The 22,937-nt window shown below is 43.1% G+C and carries 17 protein-coding genes; 7 read left to right on the forward strand and 10 right to left on the reverse strand.

Annotated elements, in window-relative coordinates; all coding sequences use genetic code 11:
• The first annotated feature begins 790 nt into the window (after nucleotides 1–790).
• Nucleotides 791–1,585 (forward strand): 2OG-Fe(II) oxygenase, encoded by a 795-nt coding sequence (locus ACN0R1_RS16975; RefSeq protein ID WP_417585030.1) that lies wholly within the window; start codon nucleotides 791–793, stop codon nucleotides 1,583–1,585.
• A gap of 220 nt (nucleotides 1,586–1,805) precedes the next feature.
• Here the strand turns inward: ACN0R1_RS16975 and ACN0R1_RS16980 are convergent, their stop codons facing one another.
• Entirely contained in the window at nucleotides 1,806–2,948 is a 1,143-nt protein-coding gene (locus ACN0R1_RS16980; RefSeq protein ID WP_417585032.1) for an acyltransferase family protein, read from the reverse strand.
• A gap of 343 nt (nucleotides 2,949–3,291) precedes the next feature.
• On the opposite strand from ACN0R1_RS16980, the gene galE reads away from it, so the two are divergent.
• From galE to ACN0R1_RS17010, 6 genes are all read left to right on the forward strand, one after another.
• The gene (gene galE, locus ACN0R1_RS16985) at nucleotides 3,292–4,311 is read left to right on the forward strand and encodes a UDP-glucose 4-epimerase GalE (RefSeq protein ID WP_417585034.1); all 1,020 of its coding nucleotides are present in this window, start codon (nucleotides 3,292–3,294) and stop codon (nucleotides 4,309–4,311) included.
• Between the two features lie 112 nt (nucleotides 4,312–4,423).
• Complete coding sequence (gene pgi / locus ACN0R1_RS16990) at nucleotides 4,424–6,061, forward strand: glucose-6-phosphate isomerase (protein WP_417585036.1); 1,638 nt, start codon at nucleotides 4,424–4,426, stop codon at nucleotides 6,059–6,061.
• A gap of 28 nt (nucleotides 6,062–6,089) precedes the next feature.
• Nucleotides 6,090–7,370 carry a nucleotide sugar dehydrogenase gene (locus tag ACN0R1_RS16995; RefSeq protein ID WP_417585038.1) on the forward strand — a complete coding sequence of 427 codons (1,281 nt, stop codon included), beginning with the start codon at nucleotides 6,090–6,092 and terminating at the stop codon, nucleotides 7,368–7,370.
• Between the two features lie 3 nt (nucleotides 7,371–7,373).
• Nucleotides 7,374–8,423 (forward strand): acyltransferase family protein, encoded by a 1,050-nt coding sequence (locus ACN0R1_RS17000; protein ID WP_417585040.1) that lies wholly within the window; start codon nucleotides 7,374–7,376, stop codon nucleotides 8,421–8,423.
• A gap of 93 nt (nucleotides 8,424–8,516) precedes the next feature.
• Complete coding sequence (locus ACN0R1_RS17005; protein ID WP_417585042.1) at nucleotides 8,517–9,707, forward strand: glycosyltransferase family 4 protein; 1,191 nt, start codon at nucleotides 8,517–8,519, stop codon at nucleotides 9,705–9,707.
• A gap of 185 nt (nucleotides 9,708–9,892) precedes the next feature.
• A complete protein-coding gene (locus tag ACN0R1_RS17010) occupies nucleotides 9,893–12,736 on the forward strand; it encodes a hypothetical protein (RefSeq protein ID WP_417585044.1) in 2,844 nt (947 codons plus the stop codon).
• A 1,060-nt stretch (nucleotides 12,737–13,796) separates the two neighbouring features.
• Here ACN0R1_RS17010 and ACN0R1_RS17015 read toward each other — a convergent pair.
• From ACN0R1_RS17015 to rfbA, 9 genes are all read right to left on the reverse strand, one after another.
• Nucleotides 13,797–14,627 carry a capsular polysaccharide synthesis protein gene (locus ACN0R1_RS17015; RefSeq protein WP_417585046.1) on the reverse strand — a complete coding sequence of 277 codons (831 nt, stop codon included), beginning with the start codon at nucleotides 14,625–14,627 and terminating at the stop codon, nucleotides 13,797–13,799.
• 257 nt (nucleotides 14,628–14,884) lie between these two features.
• Nucleotides 14,885–16,237 carry a hypothetical protein gene (locus ACN0R1_RS17020; protein ID WP_417585048.1) on the reverse strand — a complete coding sequence of 451 codons (1,353 nt, stop codon included), beginning with the start codon at nucleotides 16,235–16,237 and terminating at the stop codon, nucleotides 14,885–14,887.
• Complete coding sequence (locus tag ACN0R1_RS17025; RefSeq protein ID WP_417585050.1) at nucleotides 16,237–17,601, reverse strand: oligosaccharide flippase family protein; 1,365 nt, start codon at nucleotides 17,599–17,601, stop codon at nucleotides 16,237–16,239. Before ACN0R1_RS17025 ends, ACN0R1_RS17020 begins: the two co-directional genes overlap by 1 nt.
• Nucleotides 17,598–18,101, reverse strand: coding sequence for a serine O-acetyltransferase (locus ACN0R1_RS17030; RefSeq protein WP_417585052.1), 504 nt, complete (start codon nucleotides 18,099–18,101; stop codon nucleotides 17,598–17,600). Before ACN0R1_RS17030 ends, ACN0R1_RS17025 begins: the two co-directional genes overlap by 4 nt.
• Nucleotides 18,079–19,500: a mannose-1-phosphate guanylyltransferase/mannose-6-phosphate isomerase gene (locus tag ACN0R1_RS17035; protein WP_417585054.1), complete on the reverse strand. Its 1,422-nt coding sequence runs from the start codon at nucleotides 19,498–19,500 to the stop codon at nucleotides 18,079–18,081. The genes ACN0R1_RS17030 and ACN0R1_RS17035 overlap by 23 nt, the downstream gene beginning before the upstream one ends.
• A 13-nt stretch (nucleotides 19,501–19,513) precedes the next feature.
• Nucleotides 19,514–20,611 carry a dTDP-glucose 4,6-dehydratase gene (rfbB, locus tag ACN0R1_RS17040; protein ID WP_417585056.1) on the reverse strand — a complete coding sequence of 366 codons (1,098 nt, stop codon included), beginning with the start codon at nucleotides 20,609–20,611 and terminating at the stop codon, nucleotides 19,514–19,516.
• Nucleotides 20,608–21,504 carry a dTDP-4-dehydrorhamnose reductase gene (gene rfbD / locus ACN0R1_RS17045; protein ID WP_417585058.1) on the reverse strand — a complete coding sequence of 299 codons (897 nt, stop codon included), beginning with the start codon at nucleotides 21,502–21,504 and terminating at the stop codon, nucleotides 20,608–20,610. The genes rfbB and rfbD overlap by 4 nt, the downstream gene beginning before the upstream one ends.
• Nucleotides 21,497–22,045 carry a dTDP-4-dehydrorhamnose 3,5-epimerase gene (gene rfbC / locus ACN0R1_RS17050; protein WP_417585060.1) on the reverse strand — a complete coding sequence of 183 codons (549 nt, stop codon included), beginning with the start codon at nucleotides 22,043–22,045 and terminating at the stop codon, nucleotides 21,497–21,499. Before rfbC ends, rfbD begins: the two co-directional genes overlap by 8 nt.
• The gene (gene rfbA / locus ACN0R1_RS17055; RefSeq protein WP_417585062.1) at nucleotides 22,042–22,929 is read right to left on the reverse strand and encodes a glucose-1-phosphate thymidylyltransferase RfbA; all 888 of its coding nucleotides are present in this window, start codon (nucleotides 22,927–22,929) and stop codon (nucleotides 22,042–22,044) included. The genes rfbC and rfbA overlap by 4 nt, the downstream gene beginning before the upstream one ends.
• Nucleotides 22,930–22,937: the final 8 nt, after the last annotated feature.

Below are 22,937 nucleotides of genomic sequence, written 5' to 3' on the forward strand. Positions count from 1 at the left end.
TAGGTCGGATATAAGCGTGCAACACATCTGCTCGAGTCAAAAATAGCTTGCAACACGGGCGGGTCCATATAAGCCCGGTCTCCGGGCGAAAAAAACCACCATCCCCTTCGCCCGCAGAGCGGGCTCCCACAACACCCCTACCCCCCTGTCCTATAGTACAATAGACCTCAAACGCCAATACGAAAATAATCGTTAAAGTAGGTGATCACAAATATGGAATGCGGGTACCAAGGACTTGGAATGACTGACGCTGTACTGGTAACTGGCGGTGCTGGGTATATCGGCTTACACACTACAGTGGAACTGTTAAAGACAGGCCATTATTGTGATTGTGCCCGATCCACTGCAACACGCACGATGTGTCCCTGAGTGTATCAATTTTCAGGGTTGTGCTACCCACGTTATCCAGTCTTACGATAGCCACCTGAGCTATCAGCCCTGTTCTTAAGCAGTTGAAAATCTAAACATCACCTGCGACAACGAAATGGTCGGCGATAACACCTACTACCGGGTGCTCAGGGGTTTAACTGAGGAAGACCAGTGAAACCGGTCTACTCCCTGCCCTCACAGGTGAAGATGAACAACCGACCCTAAACAGCTCAACATTAGATTAGGGTTGACTTCACACATCAACCAAACTTGCCAAGCAGAAATACCAGGAAAGACATCTGATAATCACTGCATGGGAATGAATTGATCGACTGGACTATGATGGCGCATAGAAAAGAGATTTTTCAAATCAATTAGCATTCAAGTCAATAGCTAATCCATTGACTAAAAAGGAGTTTTTATGTTCGAATTAGTTAACAACTTTGACATAAATGAACTAAAAGAAAAAATGGATAAAGCCGAGCCCTATCCATACTTTTGCATTGACAACTTCTTGAATGAAAACTTTGCAGAAGAAGTCTATCAATCATTTCCAAGATATGAAGACTCATTGAAAGTTGGGAGGGAGTTCACAGCGGTCAATGAAAAGAAAAAAGTTCAAGTTACCAACTACGAACTTTTCCCAGAGCCCATAAAAAAGCTAAGTGATTTATTGGCATCAGAAGAGCTACTACAACACCTAAGCTATATTTTTGATATAAAAGACTTAATTGCAGATCCAAATCTAGCAGGAGGTGGTATACATCAAACTGATAGAGGTGGTCATTTAGATGTACATATTGATTTCAACTACATCAAAGACAAAGACCTACACAGAAGACTCAATCTTCTCTTATATTTCAACAAAGACTGGAAAGAAGAGTACGGTGGATATCTGGATTTGTGGGATAAGGACGTGAAGCATCGTCACGGATATTTTGAACCTAAATTCAATCGGCTTTGCGGATTTGTAACCAGCAGCATCAGTTATCATGGCGTAACACCAATTAAATGCCCTGAGGGTATTGTAAGGCAGTCATTTGCGACTTACTACTACACCAAGGAAGCACCCGAAGGATGGAATGGTGAGTCTCACTCTACGATATTCAAACCCAGACCCAATGAATACCTTAAAGGCTATGTCGAAATGCCGCTTGAAAATCTAAAGCGAAATTTCATTAATAAAGCCCGAAACTTAAAAAATAAACTTAAGTAATATATATTTTTCAACCTCTGCACGCTGGGTTGTGATAGTCGCTAGCTAGCACAAAGAAAAAATCGAACTCATCACACTTGGCGCTGCCGTGGTTAAAAAAGACAAGATACTTTATTAACCACAGAAGCCTATACGGCAGCAAAACGGTACAACCCTCTTCTTACTAGTCACAACTGAGGGATGATAATTTTAGACTCGCCAATCCACGATCACGATTACCTTATGATAGCGGTTTAGTCTCAGCTGAAACCTCAAGCTGACCCTGCTGGCTTAGACGCCGTCTCAGATAGCGCCCAGCCGGACGCTCAAAGTGAACATGAACGAGCGAAGAAACTAGCACTACTATGAGCAAATATATCGGCAGTGTCATATAGCTTTCAGCAAATGCACGCGACTGATCAAAGAACATATCGAACCATAATAAAAGTATCATCTGTAATGGGACATGAACGAGGTAAATACTGTAACTGAGGTTACCAAGTGCTTTGAGTGAAGACAATATCCATTTTCCAATAGCTCCAATCCGATCCAACATTGCGGCAAAAATTAGTAACGCAGAGGAAAAACTCATCACTGATATACGTTCATTACCAGTTGCAACACTAAGCACACCTATTAAGAGCAAACTAGCAATCAAGATAACTGTAAGATAACCGCGATTTCCTATATATATGTGCAAAAAATATGCGACTGTTCCCGCGAAAAAAAATGACGCGCACATGAATAAACTTAACCTTACTAACGGCAAACTAATACCTGATGACCCTAACAAAAAGCACAAAACAGCAAGTACAATAGCCATCCAAATACCAAGTGATCGTAAGAGGAATAGAGAAACAAAAAACATCACATAGGCTCCAACCTCAAGTGAGACAGACCAGATCGGGCCATTGAAACTAAGCCCTCTAGACCAAGTAGACCATTGAGATGCCATACCAAGATTTAGCATGAAGTGCCGTAAGTCATTGTTACCGTATATTTGCCAATGCCCAACACTTTCCATACTGACAAACTGCAAGCCTGCGACAAAAAAAAGCATAGCAAGATGAAGTGGAAATAACCTTGCAATTCTAGCGGAAATAAAATTTCGAGCAGTAACCGGCCTACTAAGGTAAACATGGGCAAATACAAAACCAGAAATTACCCAAAATAATTCAACAGCCAAATGACCATGCAGGTAAAGAGGATTCAAGAGCTTCGCATAAGGGAATGTTGATGTATCAGGCAATGAAGATCGACCAAAGGCATCAGCAAGATAAAAGTGGTGATAATGAAACACGACAACACATATTGCGGCGATCCCGCGAATAGCATCGACCCAGAAAAAGTGTTCGCTTCGTAGTGAAAAAGTTTTCTGGTCCATATAAGAATTTCTCTACTAGATTGCGTTAGTAAACACTGGAGGGTATGTTCGATTCTATATAGAGATATGCTTAAGATCCATCATACAAATTAAAAAAGTGTACCTCCAAAGTAACTCTCTGTTGTTCATCTGTGGTAAGTAACTCATTCTGAAGAAATCCGATCCCTAGGCGAAAGAAGTTTAAATTGTAGGAGCCCGGTCCCCGGGAGAAAGATTTGGTCATTCGCCCGCGGCGCGGGCTCCAACCCCTGTCCTATAGTACAATAGACCTCAAACACCAATACGAAAATAATCATAGGCTTAGGTGATCACCAATATGGAAAGCGGGTTCAAAGGATTCGGAATGACTGACGCTGTACTGATAACTGGCGGTGCCGGGTATATCGGCTCACATACAACAGTGGAACTGCTCAAGGCAGGCCATGAGGTAGTTGTGCTAGACAACCTCTGCAACGCGAGTGCAGTGGCACTGGAACGTATTGAGCAGATCAGCGGCAAGACGCCCTATTTCATTCAAGGGGATATCCGCGATGCGGCCCTGCTGGATCAGCTTTTTAAGCAACATAAAATCAGTGCCGTACTGCACTTTGCCGGGCTTAAAGCCGTGGGTGAGAGTGTACAACAGCCGCTGCGCTATTATGAAAACAATGTCTACGGTGCACTGGTACTCTGTCAGGCCATGGCCAAAGCCGGTGTACGCAAGCTGATCTTCAGCTCATCCGCCACGGTCTACGGTGAAGAAGCCAGTATTCCTTATGTTGAAACCCAACCCAGAGGCAAAACGGCCAATCCGTATGGCACCTCCAAGGCGATGGTGGAGCAACTGCTCACCGATCTGCAAATCGCTGATCCAGAATGGTCTATTGTACTGCTGCGTTATTTCAACCCCATCGGGGCGCACGAATCCGGCTTGTTAGGAGAGGACCCACGGGGTATCCCTAACAACCTGCTACCCTACATTGCTCAGGTAGCCATAGGCCGCCTGGAAGAACTTGCAATCTATGGCGGCGACTACCCAACCACTGACGGCAGCTGTGAACGTGACTACCTACATGTGGTTGACCTGGCGCTGGGACATTTACAATCCATGCAGAAGCTGGACACGCCCGGGGTGCACATATACAACCTGGGCACCGGTCAGCCAGTATCTGTACTGGCCATGGTCAAGGCCTTTGAACAAGTAGCGAAAAAACCACTGCCTTACCGTATTGCACCACGCCGTGCTGGCGACCTGCCGGCCTTCTGGGCCAATGCTGACAAGGCACAACAAGAATTAGGCTGGAAGGCCACTCGCCCCCTCAACGCCATGTTGGAAGATACCTGGCGTTGGCAAACTCGAAATCCGAAGGGTTTCTCCAAATAAAACATGCGTTTATAAATTACTGGTCCTAGGCATACGATCACAGTAGAATAATCGAATTGCTGCATTGCAAAAAAAGTTACGGACCAGACAAATCCAGGGAGTAGTTACAAGCATGAATGTATTTGCGACAGAAGCGGGCACAGATCTCTACGAACATGCCACCGTCATGGGTAAGGCCCACATCGCTTCGCTGTTTCAGCAGAATACCAAGCGCTTTGAAGATTTCAGTTTCAGCGTCCCTGGCCTGATGCTAGATCTATCCAAGCAACGTATCTCTTCCGAAACCTTGAATCTGCTGTGTGAACTGGCCCGAGAAAAACACCTTAAACAGTGGATCGAAGACCTCTACAACGGCGAAAAAATTAACACCTCCGAAGACCGTCCAGCCCTTCACACGGCCTTGCGTGCACCGGCAGATCAAAACCTAAGCGTTGACGGCGAAGACATCATCGGGCCGATCCATGAAAACCTCAGCCGCATGGAAACCCTGGTTAACTGCATCCATGCCGGTCAATGGCTGGGCTGCACCGGCCACCCTATCGACACCATTGTTAACATCGGTGTTGGCGGCTCGGATCTTGGCCCCTTCATGGCCTGCAAGGCCCTGAGCGAGTTCACCACAGACAGCAGTCGCAAGGTGGATATTCACTTTGTATCCTCCATGGACGGCAGTCATATCTCCAGCCTGCTGGATAGACTCAACCCAACCCGTACCCTGTTTGTAATCTCGTCGAAATCCTTCACCACCATTGACACCCTGGCTAATGCCGAAACGGCCAAGACATGGCTGAAACGTGCTGATCAACATGATCAGATGAGCGAATCCCTGATCATCAAACGTCACTTTATCGGTGTGTCAGCCACCCCCAAGCGCATGGTTGAGTGGGGTATCCCGGAATCTAACCATTTGTATTTCTGGGAATGGACCGGTGGCCGTTACTCCATGTGGTCCACCATCGGCCTCCCCATCGCCCTGCGCATCGGCATGCAGGGGTTTCGTGAAATGCTGGCAGGCGCTCACGCCATGGACACGCATTTTCACAACACCGAGTTTGAATCTAACTTACCGGTATTGCTGGCCCTAACGGGTATCTGGAACATCAACTTCCTCGGCATTACCGCACACGCCATCCTGCCTTACGATGGCCGTCTGAGCCACCTGCCCAGCTACCTGGAACAGCTGGAAATGGAAAGTAACGGCAAAAACACCACCCGCACTAACGAGATGGTTGGCTATAACACCTGCCCGGTACTTTGGGGTGAAATCGGTACCAACGCCCAGCATGCCTTCTATCAGTTGCTGCACCAGGGCACAATTCCGGTGATGTGTGACTTCATTACCTGCTCCACGCGCTATGAAGGGCCCAACAACACCGAACTGAAACACCAGCACCAGCTCAACCTGTCCAACTGCCTGGCGCAGTCACAGATTCTGGCTCTAGGCGACACAGTTATAGAAGGGGCCGAAAACTCCCCTCCACACAAACGCTATCGTGGTAATCAGCCCTGCTCCACCCTGTTACTGGACAAACTGACACCTGAAACCTTCGGTATGTTGATCGCGATGTATGAGCACAAGGTCTTTGTCCAGTCAGTGATCTGGAACATCAACCCCTTTGACCAATGGGGTGTTGAATTGGGAAAAACCATTGCCACCGGCTTACTGCCAGCACTGAACGGATCAACCGACGGCGTGTCGCTCGACAGTTCCACACGCGGGCTGATCAACCACATCAACACCAAGCGCTGAGCCAAACGAAATACGCCTGGAGGGCAGAATGAAAATTGCAGTATGGGGAAGTGAGTTAATTGGCTGGACCGCCGCCACCGCCTTTGCCGAGTTTGGTAATCAGGTACATATCAACCAGACGCCAGAAAGCAAACAAAGCCTGGGGGAGCAATCCGAGCCCAACAGTATTCTGTTTAACGAGCCTGGTCTGTTATCACACGTAAAGGCACAATACGATCTGGATAACCTGACCTTTGGCGATCCTGATGCGGCACTGGAATGCCAAATACAAATACTGGCACTGCATCCAGATCAATTTCCTCTTGCCAAAACCATTATCCAACGGGTAAACCAACAATCCCAGTCACAGCAACTGGTTGTGATCAACTACTCCACCTTCGGCCTCGGGGCTACCGACGAACTGGCCGCATTGCTGGATGCCGGCAAGCAACAAGCCATTGCCTATATTCCCGATCAACTCTCTGAAGGTAGCGCCTACGATAATTTCATCAAGGCTAAAACACTGGTGATCGGCTGCCAAAGTAACGAAGCCAATAAAATCATCAAGGCACTGTACAAACCCTTCAGCCGTTCGCTGGAACAGATGATGATCGTCAAGCGCCGCGAAGCCGAGTTCATGAAATTTGCTGTTAACGGAATGTTGGCGCTAAGACTAGGCTATATTAACGAACTCGCTAACCTTGCTGACCTGCTGAATATCGATATCGACACTATCACGGCTGGCATGGGAAGCGATCCACGTATCGGCAAGCATTACCTGGCACCTGGTTGCGGTTTCGGTGGGGCTCACTTCAGCAAATCCATCCAGAACATGGCTGAGCTGCTGAAAACCAACCGCAACTCAATCATTCTGAACACCCTGCTGGAAGAAAATGAAAAACAGAAGGTTCTCCCCTTCCGTAAACTCTGGCGGCATTACAAATCCGATGTCAGTAACCTGAAAGTCGCCGTATGGGGCCTGTCATTCAAACCCAACACCGCCAGCATTCAGAACGCACCCAGTCTGCAGGTAGTTGAAACCCTGTTGGCTCAAGGCTGTAAAGTCCACGCACATGATCCGCAAGCAATGATGAACTTCGCTAAACGCTTTCCATCCGATGGCAGAATCGTCTACTACAACAATCCAATAGAAACACTGAAAGATGTCGACGCACTGATTATTCTGACTGAGTGGAATGAGTACTGGTCACCTGACTACTATCAGATGCTGGAGATGATGAAAAACCCGGTCATAATCGATGGGCGTAACATTATGGATAAGGAACTCATGGATAGCTTTGGGTTTGTTTATTATGGGGTCGGGAGATGAACTGTGAACACGCAAGTATCTAACACAATAAAAATTTGCAGATTACTGTGTATTTTCTTCATGACGTATGTACATGTAAACCCAGGTCCCGATAGCTGGGGATCAGAAGCACCTCAACATCTTCAATGGATTGGTTTGATAATGAGTGATGTATTGGGACGTGCAAGCGTCCCAGCACTAAGCCTAATAGGAGGCTTTCTAGCCGTAAGTGCAATACGTAAAAGACCACATTGGCTTACCTACACCAAAGAGCGTTTTCTAACACTAATAGTTCCAGCAGTAAGTTGGAATATCATCATTCTGGTTGTTTCGTTAGGCATTCTATTTACCACGCAATCGGAAACCGCTGTGATCCGTGAATTTCGTAGCGTTGAATCTTACTCACCATGGTTCATACTGGATAAACTAACTGGTTATAACTATGGTTCAATTACCATGGCTTTTAACTTTCTTCGCGATATTTTTGTTTGCTCTTTGATATTACCAGTTCTAATACCACTTATAAAACGCACCGGCATTATAACTCTAATTATTATTTGGGTTGCAGGAATAACCATAGGCTTTTCGCCTTTTATTTTTCGTCCACACATTCTTATGTTTTTTAGTTTTGGAATTTTCTTATACATTCAATTTGAAGAATCAGCTACAATAAAAAACATATTATTAAAATCACTCTCAGCCATAGCAATATCATTAATAGTTACTTATATAATATCTCTATTCTGGCCACGAAATATAGAACTACACAGCACAGTATTACGAATAATTGTAGTGATTTCAATTATTAGTTTTTGCTATTTAATAAAAAAAACAAAACTATCAAAAATGATAATTAGCATAGAACCAATTTCTTTCTTATTATTTCTATCACATCAGACAGTAATGTTAGTATTATGGGGTGCATGGCAAGTATTTTTTGGGAAAGAAATAACAGATTCATATACTTTTTTTTATATGCTATCGCCAATATTCACAGTCACAATAGTACTATTTTTATATAAAATAACGCAACATACACCAAAACAGTTAAATATTGCAATTAAGGGGAAGTAATAAGCACACCAATACTCAATATTATATTCCACTTAAACCACCTAACAGTTTATACTGAACCAACACCAATGCCATATATCAATAGGTAATGAAATGAAAGGAATACTATATGCCGCAGGTCCAGGTGATATAATTCAGACCTATCGATACCTGACTGAAGGCATTAACGACCCATCTCAGGTAGCATTCACTTATTCCAAACAATTCTATGAGTTTTGTGAGGAGTCAGGCATTCCAGCCGTGGCTGTATCTTCAAACCCAAAGGCAGAGGTTTTACAAGACGGACAATTTACCCTTTATAACCAACCCAAACCAAGCTGGTTAAGTAAAGGAGTCATGTATCACCTTGGACAAATACACACAAGTTTTCATCTATTAAAACTGGCCAGAAAACATCAGTGTAATCTAGCTATCGTATCAAATTACAATGATTGGTTCTCTTTGGCACTGCTCAAGCTATTTGGCATATGTATAGTACCTACTTTACACTGCACCTTCTGGACAACTGGACACAAGCCTAATAATTTTAAGAATAAAATCATTAGAAAGCTGAACAGCTGGTTTTGGCAGCATTGTGTTTCAGCCACTATTTGTATTTCACCAGAGTGTGAAAAGCAGCTCAGAGAAATTTGTCCCAAACTAAATTCACCAGTTTTCCAAGCTCGTCCAACTTATCTAAAAGCAGCGTTTTCTGAAATTCAACCACCCAGACAAAACTCAGAGCAATTTCATTTACTCTTTGCAGGACGACTTGAGGAAAATAAAGGCGTATTAGAGCTCTATGAAACAGCAAAATTACTGGAAAAATCACATCCCGGTATTTTCAAATGGCATATTTGTGGCACTGGCAGCCTTGAAAATAGTTTAGAGCAACGCATTAGCACTGATCAAAGCAAAGACTTCTTTATGCTCAAAGGGCATCTGGATCGAAATCAGATGCTAACTTATTTTTCTCTAAGCCATGTATTTCTAATACCAACACGTCAAGATTTCGCTGAAGGCTTGAATAAAGTAGCTATTGAAGGGGTGCTATCAGGACGTCCAGTTATTGTATCCAAGTACATCCCTGCAACAGATATTCTTGGAAATGCGGTAATCATAGCCGAGCAGATTAAACCCAGCTACCTTAATAAATTAATTTTGTCTCTATATGACGACCCTAATAATTATCTTAATGCAATCAGATCAACTGAAGCAGTTCAGGATATTTTCTTTGATCCTAAATGCAGTTGGAAAGCAGCACTGGCAAAATCTGTCAATATCATACACACTCATCATGAATAAAATTCACAATACACCAACTAGTACTAATACGTACTAGTTGGAAACACAATAGGTTAGGCAAACAACCTCATATAAAATTACTTGTTTCTCTAAAATGAAAGCTGTTTTTGTTAATTCGGAGATGCAAGACTTGCTATAGCTGCTAAACTTTACACAATCGCACAATACAATGGATAGGTATTTACATGCGGAAACTAGGATTTACGTCGCTATTATTTCTGATTATTCCTATATTAGGTTATTCAGATAATTCGTCCCCGCTTGCAGTCGCTGCTGACCCAAGCAATGGAATGATCACAGTACTCACAAAAGAGAGCAGGTTGCTTTATTTTGGTTATTACGACTGGGGACCTGATTGGAGTGGCGTCCATAGAACTAACAGCGTATCTGAAACTAATGAACAAGTCAGTTTCACTTACGAAAATAGGCTAGCGCGTACCAACGCTGAGTTCACAGTAGAAGGTTTTTGGAAGGCACTCAATTCCAATCAACTACACTTCGAAGCCACATTAACCCCCAAACAAAGTTCAGTGCTAATCCAAGCACAATTCTCCCTAACATCTGGAGAAGTACTCAATGGTGAAAAAGCACTTATTCACAATGCCGACGGGCAATTTCGTGAAGTCTCACTACCCTTCTCTCGCGGCCTTCTTGGTGAAGATGTCGTTAGTATTGAGTTTTTTAAAAAAGATCAATCAGTTGCCGTTCTTGACTTTAACCTCCCCGTCTATATTAGTGCAGACCGAAGCGAAGCCCGTATCGCTATAGCACGTGAACAAATTATCGCTGATCAGCCTGAATTACTTGAAATGATATTAACACTCACAGAGTCATTCGAATTTTATCCAGGTCCAGACTCAGCGCCAGACTCACAACTAGGCTGGTATCCTTTTAGTCAAGATGTCGTAATTTCAACTGATAGTCCCTTGTCTATGGCAAGTTGGCTAGATGGGCCAGCAGGGAAGTACGGTCGTATCACTGCGAATGATGACAAGTTATTGCGAAATAATAAGGAATTTAAGCTATGGGGAATTAATTTATCATTTAATGCCTGCGCACCTAATAATAGCCTTGCAGATAAGCGTGCTGCCTTTTATGCAGCCATGGGAATTAACTCTGTTCGTTGCCACAAGTATGCCCAAGGGCCAGGTTGGCGAGGTATTACATCAGATGAAAGTGCAGCGATCTTTAATCCAGAAGAACTAGATAAATTTGACTATTTTATCTCAGTGTTAAAAACACATGGGATATACACAAAGCTCTCACCAGTATTTATCATCAGTCCAGGTCCGGATGATATCGCAACAATTCCCTATCTAAATGAATTTGAACAAATACGCAATGACTGGTATGACCCAAAACATGGCAGTATCTATTTTAGCCCGGAACTGCAGACACTTCTCATAGAACAATTTATCAATTTGCTCACACACAGAAACCCCTATACTGGACTTACATATGCTGAAGATCCAGCCATTGCTTATGTTGAGTTATACAATGAAGATAGTATCTTCTTTCACGGTACTCCAAGGGCACTTGCACGTTCAAGCACACTTAGAGCCAATGCGGGCAATCTATTTGCCCAGTGGTTAAGGGATAAGTATGAAACAGAAGCAGCTTGGCGTAGTGCCTGGGGTGAACGTGCAGTTAATCCAGGTATTCTAAGCAATCAAAATATCCCTACTGATGAAGACTGGTCTGCAAGACGTATTTACCCAATTGGTAACCCTTGGTTTTACGACCCAAATAATATCTCAACATCACAAAGTCGCTACAAGCAGCGACTGTACGACACGATGGAATTCCTCTATCAACAACAAAATCAAGTCTATGACAGACTTGAATCATCGATAAGAGAAACTGGCTACACTGGCGAGATAATCAGTTCAAACTGGATTGCCGGGCGTCAAATGAGCCATTTTTATAATCTTCACTCCGATGCTCTTATTGGCACGATCGACCGCCATAACTATTTTGGGGGAGGTCGTGGTGCATATAATGCAAATGCCTCGATGCTAGCTATTCCCGGTAGCGGAATACTTAGTTCAGGTATCCACCAAGTTAATAACCGCCCTTTTATGTTATCTGAGTGGATTCATGTAAGTCCCAACGAATGGGCCGCTGAAGGAATTGCTTTGATAGGTGCTTATGGCATGGGGTTGCAAGGCTGGGATGCATCTTATCCATTTCAAAATAGTGATATAGGTAGCTTTAGCTCAAGCCTAAGAGCGCGCTGGGATGTAACAGCACCAAATTTCATAGGTTTATTTCCAGCAGTCTCGCGTCAAGTTCTAAGAAATGACATTACACAGTCAACGATTACTCAAGAACTTAACATACATATACCATCGCTTTCACAAGGCACAGTAGGCTTTGAGCTCTACGAAAACAGTAGTGGAGATATTAAATCCTCAACCACAAATGTATTTCCTGCAAAAGCACTAGCTGTAGCAAGAAGCCAAGTACATTTTACTGATGAGCCGGAAGAGACAATTAATTTTGCCCTTACACCTCATTTGATAGATGACACACTTATTTCTAGCACTGGGGAGCTACACTGGACACCAGGAAATAGCACACAATCTGGTTTTTTTACAATCGATACACCAGCAACCCAGGCAGTAATAGGATTTACACAGCAAGAACCACAGCAACTTACAGATGCATTAATAGAGATAAAAAGTCGTTTCGGTGCCGTTTACCTAACAGCACAATCTGAAGACGGCACATTAGCCGAAGATGGAATTCTTGTAACCGCAATTGCGCGTTCACGTAATGAAGGAGCTAGAATTATTAATGATCAATTTACTCTAAGTGCTGGTACACGCTCAGGCCATCATCCTACGGGCCCAGTTCTAATGGAACCAGTTGTGGCTAAAATTAGCCTAAACAAACCAAATATAACCGTCTATAAGCTAGATCATAGTGGTAAAATTACAGGAGATGTAATCTTAGTGGATGAATTGGGCATGTTTGAAATTGATACTGGAAGAGATATGACACCGTATTACTGGATCACTAATCAATAGATAATTTGATACATAAACATTTAATATGCCCACCACTAATAAAATATGGTTGCATATGTTCTGAATATCAAACCTGAATTCAACGATTAACTACAACACTCGCTCATATTCTGTTGCAATTGCTCATTAAGAATTACGTCTGGTTGAATGAATCCTAGTATTTTTCTAGGGCACTGATTCTGCCTTATTTGAACCTTTGCAATCAAAGCTTGGGTTACAGTGCGTAAATCTATGCCCTTTGGTATGTATTGACGCAAGAGTCCATTTGCATTTTCGTTTGCGCCACGCTGATAAGCCTAGAAAAGTAAACATCAGGTAATGCGTTCATGGTCAGCGAATTCTAAGCCATTATCGGCGGTAATGCTGTTAAAATGTCTATCGTTGCTTCAGCCACCGCGTCGACACGTTTACTAGTCACTTTTCTAACCAAATAAAAACGGCTTTTACACTCTAAAATAGTCACGAGCGCCTCAGCTGCTTGTGAAGCCGCTTTTTATAACGTTTTAATGATGTCTCAGATGAGTAAACAAGGTACCACCCTCATTGAAATCAGCTAGTACATGGCTATAAATCCACTCGTGACTGACAGGATAACTAATCCTAGCAAATAGTCGATACCTTCTCAGGACACCAGTCAAACTCGAGCATGAACTCAACGGTATTCCTTGTGTTCTCACACATATTCGCTTAGCTTTTGGCTTCAAACGGCGAAATAATGAGCGCTGTTAAGCTTTATCGGGGTCATATAGACCGGCTTAATTTTTGTTATGTCGCAAAACTATCGATTGACGTTCGAAGGTGTAATGTTTAGCTTTCTTGCAATCTCTCGCCGCGAAAAATCCTGTGAGAGCAAGGAAATCTGGTATCGTTGCCCTCGGTCAGCTGCCGATAACTCATATGCATGTCTCGTTTTTCTTGGTCGGAAAATAAGGCTACCACATTTCGGTAGCTGGCCTCCCTCCGACCTAGTTCATCACATGAGTGTTACGGTTATTATCTGAGTTCAGGAACTCCTATTTAGTTAATAATTTTAGCCAAAATAAAATATCTAATCTAAAAATTATTTACTAATACAACCCAACTTCAAGCCTTGATCTATCAGTTCATTAAACCTAACATCTCGATGGTTTAACTTATGAACTGGAGATATTTTAAGAGCTTCAAGTGCCAGCTCAATAAAAACCTTATCGGGCGTTTCCCTATCCGAAGCCCATCTACCAATCATAGAGGGTAAGGTGTTGTACAGTTTAGGTACTGAACCCCACATCTTTGATAAATCGCTATTATTATCAAGCAAATATTTCAAATTATAATTATGTGCTGCGTAAGGATATATTGAACAACTACGCCCTCTGTCTGGATCCATAAAATACATATAGTCTCTATTTTTCATCGCAACTTTATATTTTAAAAAATCAAAAAACTTTAATTGATACGTAGCTCTTGTAAGTGAAGGAAAGTAACGCGGAAACATAAAATAATCTTTATAGCATTCTAACCACCCAACAGTTATAGGATTATTCTTTTCCGAAAATAAAAACCAATTTTGTAAAACTAATTCAGGAGCTCCTGATGAGTGAAAAGCAAAAAAACCTTGAGCTGTCAAATCATCTTTGAGCCAATCCCTAAGTGGTTTTATTGGCAATAGGGTCGAATCCACCCAAACCCCACCATACTCAGCTAAAAGATAAGTCCTAACAAAATTTGTTTTTACTTGTGACGTCATAACTTTTTGCTGACAACCTAGCTTGCTAATTATATCATCAGCTTCTTGCTGTTCAACAACGTGTAAATCACACTCTGGGTTTAAATCTTCCCATAAATAAAAAATTTTTTGTACATGCTCAGGTGCATTTTTTCTACCTTGGAGCCAAGCCGACCAAATTTTCATAAAGTCATACCACCTTAATAATAAATTCATCAAACAATAAAAAAACACATCTCAGTATATTTTTATTAAAAAATATAAAGCCAAAATAAATTATAGCCAATATAAAAACACTACTAACTTATTACAAAAAACTCACAAACTCCACTCTCATCTCATGAACTCCTAAATACGCATACAGAATACAGAGCGCGTTTGATTATGTTTTTCTATTCATTGATTCGAGAAAATCAGCAACATCATTACAACATCAAAAAAACCTACTGATTAGAACTATAAAAACATTCCAACTTTCTTTTTGAAATACCATATAAGCCACCCACTATAAACCAATAAAAATAATTTAATGATGCATTTGGTATTTGATCTATCAATATCACTAAGACCATAAATAGGTGGCCAGTTAGAAATGCCCTTTCTTCACTTGAAATAATATTTTCTTTCCTAATAACTTTTACGGCAAGTATTATGCTAATAAAAATAAAAAAGAATTCTGTAAGGAAACCAAACCAACCACTTATTCCTAGAACAATAATCCATCGACCGTCGGTTACAGACAGATCCTCAAAGGTTTCAGGATCATATACCCTGTTTCGTCCCCATGATCCCCAGCCAAAAAAAGGCTTTTGATTTGCATGAAACAATAATTTACCCTCATGATAAAAACGAAAATCAAGGGATTGAGCTCGATCATTATCAACATTTTCAACGACTTTCACTATAGATTCATGTGGGAATGCATTATTCGCACTAAGTACAGGGTATGCAATATATATTGCAACAACCAATAGTGACACAACACCAATCATTCTTGGTTTAAAAAACGTTAAAGTTAAAAATGCTAAAGAAAAATAAATTAACGCACTATATGTTTTCGTCATAATTAAAACCACAACAAAAGAAAACATTAATAAAAAATTATTTATTTTAAATATTTTTAATTTTGATCTAATTATGGAATACATAGCAATAGAACAAATTGAAACAAAAAAGGCTACTAAAAGGCCATGGCCTAAAAATACAACAGGCCTAAAACCATCAGCTCGCATCTGTTGAGCGAAAGAATGAGGAAAAAAACCATATAACATAGTATGCAGTTGAGGACTCATTCTAATTTCGTACAACATGAAAGGCAAATACACTATACATGCGACAACTAAAGACTTAAATAACAACTTTTGATCTTCAAATCTATTGAAATACTTAGCTCCTATCAGGAAGGGAATAAATATAAGAAATTTTCCTACAGACTGAGAAAGGCCGTCATATAAAGAAATGGCTGGCAAATGCAAGTAAGCAGTATCATTTTGCGTGGCCGTAACAAAAGCAGAAATGACATACAAAAACAGAATAAATTTGGCTTTTATGTTTAATTCATTTAATCCTAAGCCATCCTTAAAGAATACCAAAATTATAAATAACAATACCGTGGTTGTTGTATTTTTATTAAAGGCCGGTATACCAGGAAAATTAATTTCAAAAGAAGCCGGCAGAAACAGATAACTAACAAAAACCGATATAATTATCGCCTTTCTTAGCTCAAATATCTTAAAAAATATTATTATAAATATTGGCCAAACCGCTATTGAAAAGTATGCAAAACTATTAGCCATTAAAGATTCCAGAGATTAGTAAATATTTCTTTAAAATATAAGCCCAAAAAATATGAAATAAAGAACATAGGTAACATTCGTATCTCTTTAATTAAATTCAGCATATTATATTTATACTGAAAATATAATAAAAGCGGGATACTAGAAATGGCTTTGATAGCTATAGAAAATATAACCCACTCAATGCTCAAAAAATAATATGCAGCTGGTATAGCCAAAATCACATACAATGCACCTACTGCATTTATAAATGCAAAAATAAACGACTTCCCTAATGCCATAATTGCTTGTTGATTCACTCTAAAACCAACGAATATTAATGATATTGAGAGTATCTCTAACATCCATCCCGCATCTGAGTATCTTTCATCATACAAAACTGTAACAAAAACACTCCCAAAACCAAACATAAACCCAGCTATAGACCAAGTTATGAAGTCTATTTTCAAACGTAAGGAATACATTGTATCCTTAAATTTTTCCGGCATTATTCGTGCCACATGCGTAAGCTTTGGATAAGCTACATCCTTTATAATCTTTGAAAATAAATCTTTTGCTGCCATTGAGAGCATAAATGCAACAGAAAACACACCTAACTCTGCAGTACTTAAAAACCCACCCAATAAAAGTCGGTCAGCATTTATTGACAAATAACTTAGAACAGACCCTATAAATATCCACTTAGAAAAACTTATTATCTCTATTAAACATTCTTTATCCAGTCTAAAATTAGCCCTAATATCGCTAGCATAAGAATAACTTAGACAAAGCTTTATAATAGCAGCTAGAACTGGCGATATTAACAAAACCCATATTTCTCTGTAGTAAAAAGCAGCAACCAACATTAAAATAGTTCCAACCAACTGAGAAATTAGGCTGATTTTAGCCAACACATATAAATTAACTTTTCTATAATGATAATATATTCCAATTGAGTTAAATCCATTTAACAGCGCTGTAAATCCAAAAAATGCGATCAGTAATGGAAGCTCCGGTGCCGCATATGCTGAATTTTCATTAATATATCCTGCAACTCCAAATAAATATAAACAAAATGAAAAAATTAATGTCAATAACGTTATAACCACGCCTCTAATAACCTGCATACTCCAACAAGTATCAATAAACTCTTGTTTTTCTGCATTTGGACTCTGTATAAATTTTTCTCTTAGACCCAAATCTGATAGCATAGTTATTCCAATAAGGAACACCAATGCTATCATCATTACACCAAACATCTCCGGTATTAACAACCGAGTCAATATTAAATTACTTAAAAGCCTTAAACCTTGCCCAACAATAACTTCTCCAGTCACAATTATTGCAGCTAATTTGTGTTTATTATATTTGAAGTAATTTATCATTTAGCTGGAATTCCTTTTACTGTTTCACCTTCTGAAACATTTTTTACTACAACTGCATTCGCTCCCACTCTAGCGTGTTTCTCAACTATAATGGAGCCAAGTATTTTAGCCCCTCCTCCAATATCAACATGTCCTTCTATTTTTGGCACACCGTTGCCATTCATCCCAATTGTTACTTGTTGAAATATCAAGCAATTCGGACCTATATCAGCATCTGGATGGATCACAATGCCATTAGGGTGTGGCATCAGCAGTCCCCCACCGATTTTACAATTCAATGGAATATCAGCACCGGAAACAATCGACCAAAATCGATAACGAATTATGCCGATGAACTTTAACCACCGCAAAAGTGGTTTTTTACTGTATTTCTGATAGAAACGGATAGAACGAATCAGTCGAACACCAGGGTTCCAGTAGTGCTTTGAAGTTTCTCGACTCCAATCCGGTATTGTTGCTGACACTGTTGTTGCTAGTTCAGTTTTTTTCACTGCGTCCATACACATCTTCCAAGCGCACAATATCATCTTCACCCAGGTAAGAGCCCGACTGTACCTCAATCAACTCCAGATCAATACAGCCGGGGTTATCCAGGCGGTGCACTTCTCCACAGGAAATGTAGGTGGACTCATTTTCGGTGACCATAAAGGTTTCTTCACCACGCACTACCTGCGCTGTTCCGGATACAACGATCCAGTGTTCGGCACGGTGGTAATGCTTCTGTAGTGATAGGCGCCCTCCTGGATGTACGGTGATACGCTTAACCTGAAAACGTTCGCCTTCACCCAATGACACATACTTACCCCAGGGTCTGAATACCTCTTTGTGACTATTGGCTTCCGAACGGCCAGCATCACTCAGGCGATTCACCAGGGTTTTGATCGCTTCACTGTGGGATTGATCCGCTACCAAAATAGCATCTTCGGTTTCGACTATGATCAGATCCTTTACACCCACCGCTGCAACCATACGCTGACTGGCGTAAACACTGTTATTTTCGCAGTCTTGCAGCCAGACATCGCCGTGGCAGTCATTACCCTGAGCGTCTTTAGACTTGAGTTCACGCAGTGCAGCCCAGTTACCCACATCACTCCAGCCAGCATTCATAGGTACCATACTGGCATGCTGGGTTTTTTCCATCACCGCATAGTCAATCGATTCAGAGGGACAGTCAGCAAAAGCCTGTGCATCAATACGGATAAAATCCAGATCGTAGCCAGCTGTTGCAATGGCATTAACACAGGCCTGGTAGATATCTGCTCGATAGGTTTCCAGTTCTTGCAAAAATACACTGGCTTGAAACGCGAACATACCGCTGTTCCAGTAGTATTGTCCGGTTTGCATAAAGGCTTCGGCCGTTGGCAGATCAGGCTTTTCAACAAAGGCTTCAACTGCTCGTGCACCGAAAGCTGAATCAACACTGGCGGCTTTGATATAGCCATAACCGGTTGCCGGATAGGTTGGCAAAATACCAAAGGTAACCAGTTTTTGCTGTTCGGACTCGGCCACCGCCTGTGTAATCGCCTCTTGGAAAGCCGCTACATTCTGAATGGCATGATCAGCCGCCAGGATCAGCAGGGTTACCGGCTCTTTAAGGCTATGGGTAGCATGCAAAGCGGCCAGAGCAATAGCCGGGGCCGTATTACGCCCTACCGGTTCCAGTAGAATATGGGCCTGCAGGTCAATTTCACGTAGCTGTTCTGCCACCATAAAACGGTGTTCATCATTACAGATAACAATGGGTTGCAACATGTCCAGTCCATTCAGACGCGACAGAGTTTCCTGCAACATACTCTGGCCAGATACCAGCGGTAAAAACTGCTTAGGTCTACTTTTGCGTGACAGGGGCCACAGGCGCGAGCCAGAACCACCGGCTAAAACAACAGGTATAACTTTCATCCTTGCATCTCCATTAATCGTATTGAGTGGCTATCCACTGACGGTAAGAGCCATCCATAACGGCGCGCCACCACTGTGGGTTTTCCAGGTACCAGTGCAGCGTTTTACGGATGCCTGTTTCAAAACTTTCACGGGGCAGATAACCCAGTTCACGACCTGATTTATGGGCATCGATAGCATAACGCCGATCATGCCCGGGCCGGTCTTTCACATAGGTAATCAGGGTGGCGCTCTGGCCAGCAATCGCTGAGAGAGCTTCGGGGTATTGTTGTTTTAGTGATGCATTGGCGGTAAACGCCTTGTCCATTTCGGTACAGATGTACTGCACTATATCGATATTGTGCCACTCGTTGTGACCACCGATATTATAGTTTTCACCGACCTTTCCCTGTAACAGCACCTTCTCGATGCCACGGGCATGGTCTTCCACATAGAGCCAATCCCTCACCTGTCGACCATCGCCATAAATTGGCAAGGGTTGATCAGATAGAATATTGGTGATGATCAGCGGAATCAGTTTTTCAGGAAAGTGGTAGGGCCCATAGTTGTTTGAGCAGTTGCTGGTGCTGACTTGCAGGCCATAGGTATGGTGGTAAGCCCGCACCAGGTGGTCAGAGGCGGCCTTGCTGGCGGCATAGGGTGAGTTGGGCGCGTAGGCAGTCTCTTCAGTAAAGGCCGGATCATTCGGCTCCAAGGTGCCGTACACTTCATCGGTGGAGACGTGATGGAAACGGTGCTCTGCACACAGGCCTTCGGTTAACCAAACCTGGCGCGCCGCCTTTAGCAAGCTGTGGGTGCCAATGATATTGGTTTCAATAAAGGCATCCGGTCCCAGAATCGAACGATCCACGTGTGACTCGGCGGCCAGATGCACCAGCGTATCGAGTTGATGCTCACGCAGTAACTGCTCCATTTTAGGCGTATCGCAGATATCGGCCTGCACAAACTGGTAGTTGGGGTTTTGCTGCACAGGTTCCAGGTTGGCAAGGTTACCCGCATAAGTCAGGGCATCGACTACCAGAACGAAGTCGTCAGGATGTGTCTGCATCCAGTAGTGTACAAAGTTAGCACCGATGAAACCGGCTCCGCCAGTGACCATTAAACGCTTCATGCGTTGGCTCCATTGTTTTCATAATCAAGTTCAGCAATCATTAATTGCAGTTGCTCACGCCAGTGTCTGGCATGCCCTAACGCCTCACGACTGCGGCTACAATCCATCACCGAATAACACGGCCGGGTGGCGGGGGTTGGGTAGTCTTGGGTACCGATGGGTTTTAGCTGACAAGCACTGGTAATCAGCCCGACTTTGGAGCCAGCTTCATAAATAGCCTGGGCAAAGTCATACCAGGAGGCCACACCGGCATCGGTCCAATGATACATTCCCGAGAGCGTCGGTTGATCAACGGCCGACAGCACAATTTCGGCCAAGCGTCCGGCATGTGTTGGTGTGCCGATCTGGTCAGCGATAATACCCAGGCTATCCCGCTCGTTCATCAGCCGGATCATGGTTTTAACAAAGTTTTCACCATGGCGTGAATAGACCCAGGCAGTACGAATAATCAACGCATCCGGTAAGGCCTTAAGCACGGCCTGTTCACCGGCCAGTTTACTCTCGCCATACACGTTAATCGGGCCAACCGGATCATCCGGCTGCCAGGGCTTGCAGCTTTCACCATTAAACACATAGTCCGTAGAGATATGTATCAAGCGAATACCTGCCTGACTGGCAGCAAGGGCCAGATTCTCAGCGCCCTTGGCATTCACCGCAAAAGCGATATCCCGCTCGGATTCAGCCTTGTCAACCGCGGTATAGGCCGCGGCATTCACGATCACATCCGGCTTGAATGCCGCTACGGCTGCTTCAACCTGGGCCAGATCACAGATATCCAGCGTGGCCTGATCAGTCGGTTCAAGTGTATAAGCCGCCGTCATCTGTGCTACTCGCTGGCGGATTTCCGAGCCCAGTTGTCCGTCGGCACCCGTCAATAGAATACGTTTAGTCATAGCCAGGTGCCTCTGCCAATGTCAGACCCTGTTGATCTTTAGCCGAGAGTTCCGGCGCCTGAGACTGTACCAGCGGCCAGTCGATGGCCAGTTGCGCATCATCCCACTGCAAGGTGTATTCATCACCTGGGTTGTAGTAATCAGTGCATTTGTACACAAATTCGGCTGATTCACTGGTGACATAAAAACCATGCGCAAAACCCGGTGGCACCCAGAGCAGCTGTTTGTTTTCAGCTGATAAATGCACACCGACCCACTGCCCAAAGGTGGCTGAATGGCGACGCAGATCCACGGCCACATCAAACACCTCGCCACTGACAACACGTACCAGCTTGCCCTGCGGCTTTTCCAACTGATAATGCAGTCCGCGCAGAATACCCTGACGTGACAGGGAATGGTTATCCTGAACAAACTGCAAGGGACCGCAATGTTGTTCAAACTCTTGCTGGCGAAAGGTTTCCATAAAGAAACCCCGCTCATCACCAAACACATCCGGTGTCATTAACACCACATCGGCAATCGCCAGAGGTTCATACTTCATGGTTTGAACCCACCCTGCTCCAGCAAGCGCATTAGATAGGCACCGTAGCCGCTTTTCAGCAAGGGCTCAGCCTGGCGGCGCAGGGTTTCTGCATTAATAAACCCTTTGCGGTAAGCAATCTCTTCCGGGCAGCAGACTTTAAGGCCCTGGCGATCTTCCAGTGTTTGCACAAAGGATGAAGCCTGCAGCAGATTGGCATGAGTGCCCGTATCCAGCCAGGCATAACCACGGTCCATGATTTCCATATTTAATTGATTTTGCTTTAAATACACCATATTCAGATCGGTGATTTCCAGCTCACCACGGGGCGAAGGCTTCAAGGCGGCGGCAATATCAGGGGCCTGGTTATCATAAAAATACAGACCGGTCACCGCATAGGGTGATTTGGGTACCTTGGGCTTTTCTTCCAGTGAAATCACCTTACCCTGCGCATCAAACTCAGCCACCCCATAGGCGGTTGGATTGTCTACGTGATAGCCAAATACTGTAGCCCCAGTCTCGCGGGCATTGGCTTCATTCAGCAGTGTTTGCAGGTCATGGCCGTAAAAGATGTTGTCTCCCAGCACCAAGGCCGAAGGCGCACCATCCAAAAAGGCTTTACCCAGGATAAAGGCCTGAGCCAGACCATCCGGTGATGGCTGTATGGCATAGGTAAAATTAACACCCCAATCGCTGCCATCACCCAATAAGCGCTGAAAAGCAGGCTGATCTTCGGGTGTGGTAATGATCAAAATATCCTGAATATCCGCCAGCATCAAAATGCTGATCGGATAGTAGATCATCGGCTTGTCATAGATCGGCATCAACTGCTTGCTGACCCCTTTAGTCAAGGGGTAGAGTCGGGTTCCCGAACCACCAGCCAGTACTATTCCTTTCCTTTTCATTCTGCCTC

This window comes from Nitrincola sp. (assembly GCF_048264025.1).
In the GTDB taxonomy this organism is placed as follows: Bacteria; Pseudomonadota; Gammaproteobacteria; order Pseudomonadales; family Balneatricaceae; genus Nitrincola.

What these genes read in the sequence shown, in the direction of transcription:
- ACN0R1_RS16975 (WP_417585030.1), top strand. Translation starts at nt 791, where the DNA reads ATGTTCGAATTAGTTAACAACTTTGACATAAATGAACTAAAAGAAAAA.
- ACN0R1_RS16980 (WP_417585032.1), bottom strand. Translation starts at nt 2,948, where the DNA reads ATGGACCAGAAAACTTTTTCACTACGAAGCGAACACTTTTTCTGGGTC.
- galE (WP_417585034.1), top strand. Translation starts at nt 3,292, where the DNA reads ATGACTGACGCTGTACTGATAACTGGCGGTGCCGGGTATATCGGCTCA.
- pgi (WP_417585036.1), top strand. Translation starts at nt 4,424, where the DNA reads ATGAATGTATTTGCGACAGAAGCGGGCACAGATCTCTACGAACATGCC.
- ACN0R1_RS16995 (WP_417585038.1), top strand. Translation starts at nt 6,090, where the DNA reads ATGAAAATTGCAGTATGGGGAAGTGAGTTAATTGGCTGGACCGCCGCC.
- ACN0R1_RS17005 (WP_417585042.1), top strand. Translation starts at nt 8,517, where the DNA reads ATGAAAGGAATACTATATGCCGCAGGTCCAGGTGATATAATTCAGACC.
- ACN0R1_RS17010 (WP_417585044.1), top strand. Translation starts at nt 9,893, where the DNA reads ATGCGGAAACTAGGATTTACGTCGCTATTATTTCTGATTATTCCTATA.
- ACN0R1_RS17015 (WP_417585046.1), bottom strand. Translation starts at nt 14,627, where the DNA reads ATGAAAATTTGGTCGGCTTGGCTCCAAGGTAGAAAAAATGCACCTGAG.
- ACN0R1_RS17020 (WP_417585048.1), bottom strand. Translation starts at nt 16,237, where the DNA reads ATGGCTAATAGTTTTGCATACTTTTCAATAGCGGTTTGGCCAATATTT.
- ACN0R1_RS17025 (WP_417585050.1), bottom strand. Translation starts at nt 17,601, where the DNA reads ATGATAAATTACTTCAAATATAATAAACACAAATTAGCTGCAATAATT.
- ACN0R1_RS17030 (WP_417585052.1), bottom strand. Translation starts at nt 18,101, where the DNA reads ATGGACGCAGTGAAAAAAACTGAACTAGCAACAACAGTGTCAGCAACA.
- ACN0R1_RS17035 (WP_417585054.1), bottom strand. Translation starts at nt 19,500, where the DNA reads ATGAAAGTTATACCTGTTGTTTTAGCCGGTGGTTCTGGCTCGCGCCTG.
- rfbB (WP_417585056.1), bottom strand. Translation starts at nt 20,611, where the DNA reads ATGAAGCGTTTAATGGTCACTGGCGGAGCCGGTTTCATCGGTGCTAAC.
- rfbD (WP_417585058.1), bottom strand. Translation starts at nt 21,504, where the DNA reads ATGACTAAACGTATTCTATTGACGGGTGCCGACGGACAACTGGGCTCG.
- rfbC (WP_417585060.1), bottom strand. Translation starts at nt 22,045, where the DNA reads ATGAAGTATGAACCTCTGGCGATTGCCGATGTGGTGTTAATGACACCG.
- rfbA (WP_417585062.1), bottom strand. Translation starts at nt 22,929, where the DNA reads ATGAAAAGGAAAGGAATAGTACTGGCTGGTGGTTCGGGAACCCGACTC.